The organism is Streptomyces sp. 150FB, assembly GCF_000818195.1.
Classification (GTDB): domain Bacteria; phylum Actinomycetota; class Actinomycetes; order Streptomycetales; family Streptomycetaceae; genus Streptomyces.
Genome location: NZ_JTHL01000001.1, coordinates 5,622,916 through 5,625,931 on the forward strand (window position 1 = coordinate 5,622,916; position 3,016 = coordinate 5,625,931).

The window sequence follows — 3,016 nt, forward strand, 5'->3', positions numbered from 1 at the left end:
GCGGGTCGTACGGCCGCGTGACGGCGCGGTGGACGTGGCCGGCCCGGCCGACCGCGAGGACGCGCCGCAGCCCGGCTCCCAGCACCTCAGCTCGCACGACGCACCGCAGCAGACCTCGGCCTCCGATCCGTCCCACCCGGCCGGGCCCGTAGCGACGGAGGGGGAGTGACGACCATGACCGGCGCCGAAGTCGACGACAACGGAGCGAGCCCAGAGAAGCTCCTGGCTCCCGTGCTGTCCGCGTTCTGGGACCAGCCGGAGTCATGGACTCTCGCCACCTACAAGCGGCACGACGGGTACGAGGGCCTGAAGAAAGCCCTCGCGATGTCGCCCGACGACCTCATCGCGTACGTCAAGGACTCCGGTCTGCGCGGCCGTGGCGGCGCCGGATTCCCCACCGGAATGAAATGGCAGTTCATTCCGCAGGGTGACGGAAAGCCGCATTATCTCGTCGTCAACGCGGACGAGTCGGAACCTGGCACCTGCAAGGACATGCCCCTTCTCTTCGCCAATCCGCACTCCCTCATCGAGGGAATCGTCATTGCGTGTTACGCGATTCGCTCCTCGCACGCGTTCATCTATCTGCGCGGCGAGACCGTGCCGGTGCTGCGCAGGCTGCACGAGGCGGTGCGCGAGGCGTACGAGGCGGGATACCTGGGCAAGGACGCCCTGGGCAGCGGACTCGACCTCGAAGTCACCGTGCACGCGGGCGCGGGCGCGTACATCTGTGGTGAGGAGACAGCGCTGCTGGACTCCTTGGAGGGGCGTCGCGGACAGCCCCGGCTGCGTCCTCCCTTCCCGGCGGTCGCGGGCCTTTACGCATGCCCCACTGTGGTGAACAACGTCGAATCCATCGCCTCGGTTCCCGCGATTCTCAACCGCGGAAAAGACTGGTTCAAATCGATGGGCAGCGAGAAGTCCCCGGGCTTCACGCTCTACTCGCTCAGCGGGCATGTCACCAACCCCGGCCAGTACGAGGGGCCGCTCGGACTCACCCTGCGTCAGTTGCTCGACATGGGCGGCGGCATCAGGGAGGGACACCGGCTCAAGTTCTGGACGCCGGGGGGCTCCTCGACCCCGATGTTCACCGACGAGCACCTCGACGTCGCGCTGGACTACGAGGGCGTCGGCGCGGCGGGCTCCATGCTCGGCACCAAGGCACTCCAGTGCTTCGACGAGACGACCTGTGTGGTCAGGGCCGTCACCCGCTGGACCGAGTTCTACGCGCACGAGTCCTGCGGCAAGTGCACACCCTGCCGCGAAGGCACGTACTGGCTCGTGCAGTTGCTGCGCGACATCGAGGCGGGCAAGGGCGAGATGTCGGACCTCGACAAGCTGAACGACATCGCCGACACGATCAACGGCAAATCGTTCTGCGCGCTCGGCGACGGCGCCGCCGCTCCGATCTTCTCCTCGCTCAAGTACTTCCGCGAGGAGTACGAGCAGCACATCACCGGCAAGGGCTGCCCCTTGGACCCGTCGAAGTCGACCGTGTGGGCCGACCAGAACAACCCGCACCTGGAGGTGAACGCATGACAGTCACCACATCAGCCCCCTCCGGAGGCGGCGAGGCGGCGGTTCCGCCGGAAGACCTCGTCTCGTTGACGATCGACGGCATCGAGATCTCCGTCCCCAAGGGGACCCTGGTGATCCGCGCCGCCGAACTGCTCGGCATCGAGATCCCGCGCTTCTGCGACCATCCGCTCCTCGACCCGGTCGGCGCCTGCCGCCAGTGCATCGTCGAGGTGGAGGGCCAGCGCAAGCCGATGGCGTCCTGCACCATCACCTGCACCGACGGCATGGTCGTCAAGTCGCAGCTCTCCTCGCCCGTCGCCGAGAAGGCCCAGCGCGGGGTGATGGAGCTGCTGCTCATCAACCACCCGCTGGACTGCCCGGTCTGCGACAAGGGCGGCGAATGCCCGCTGCAGAACCAGGCGATGCAGGTCGGACACGCCGACAGCCGCTTCGAAGGCCTCAAGCGCACCTACCAGAAGCCCGTCCCGATCTCGACGCAGGTGCTGCTCGACCGCGAGCGCTGCGTGCTCTGCGCCCGCTGCACCCGCTTCTCCAACCAGGTCGCCGGCGACCCGATGATCGAACTGATCGAGCGCGGCGCGCTGGAGCAGGTCGGCACCGGCGAAGGCGACCCGTTCGCCTCGTACTTCTCCGGCAACACCATCCAGATCTGCCCGGTCGGCGCGCTGACCTCGGCGGCGTACCGCTTCCGCTCCCGCCCCTTCGACCTCGTGTCGTCGCCCAGCGTGTGCGAGCACTGCGCCGGCGGCTGCGCGACCCGAACGGACCACCGGCGCGGCAAGGTCATGCGGCGCATGGCGGCGGAGGACCCCGAGGTCAACGAGGAATGGCTGTGCGACAAGGGGCGCTTCGGCTTCCGTTACGCGCAGCGCCCGGACCGGCTCACCACACCGCTGGTACGGGGTGAGGACGGCGAACTCGCCCCGGCGAGCTGGCCCGAGGCGCTCGAAGCGGCGGCGCGTGGCCTGAGCGCCGCGCGCGGACGCACCGGCGTGCTGACGGGCGGACGGCTCACCGTCGAGGACGCCTACGCGTACGCCAAGTTCGCCCGGGTCGCCCTCGACACCAACGACATCGACTTCCGCGCGCGCGTGCACAGCAGCGAGGAGGCCGACTTCCTGGCCGCCAACGTGGCCGGCCGGGGCCGTGACCTCGACGGCAGCGGCATCACGTACACCACGCTGGAGAAGGCCCCGGCCGTCCTCCTCGCGGGGTTCGAGTCCGAGGAGGAGGCGCCCGGCGTCTTCCTGCGGCTGCGCAAGGCCCACCGCAAGCACGGCCAGCGCACCTTCTCCCTCGCCACCCACACCACCCGGGGCCTGGAGAAGGCGGGCGGCACGCTGCTGCCGGCCGCGCCCGGCACCGAGACCGAGTGGCTGGACGCGCTCGCTTCCGGCGCCGGTCTGGAGGGTGACGGCGCGACAGCGGCCGAGGCGCTGCGCGCTTCCGGCGCCGTGATCGTCGTCGGCGAGCGGCTCGC

At 69.6% G+C, this 3,016-nt stretch carries 2 protein-coding genes and 1 pseudogene; all 3 read left to right on the plus strand.

Annotated elements, in window-relative coordinates:
• Positions 1-169, plus strand: a pseudogene (locus QR77_RS49035) (NADH-quinone oxidoreductase subunit NuoE); the annotation flags it as partial.
• A gap of 5 nt (positions 170-174) precedes the next feature.
• Positions 175-1,536: an NADH-quinone oxidoreductase subunit NuoF gene (gene nuoF, locus QR77_RS24160; RefSeq protein ID WP_040028561.1), complete on the plus strand. Its 1,362-nt coding sequence runs from the start codon at positions 175-177 to the stop codon at positions 1,534-1,536.
• Positions 1,533-3,016 (plus strand): NADH-quinone oxidoreductase subunit G (locus tag QR77_RS24165; RefSeq protein ID WP_040028562.1); only part of this gene is annotated, 1,484 nt, incomplete at its 3' end. The genes nuoF and QR77_RS24165, both read left to right, overlap by 4 nt.

What these genes read in the sequence shown, in the direction of transcription:
- nuoF (WP_040028561.1), top strand. Translation starts at nt 175, where the DNA reads ATGACCGGCGCCGAAGTCGACGACAACGGAGCGAGCCCAGAGAAGCTC.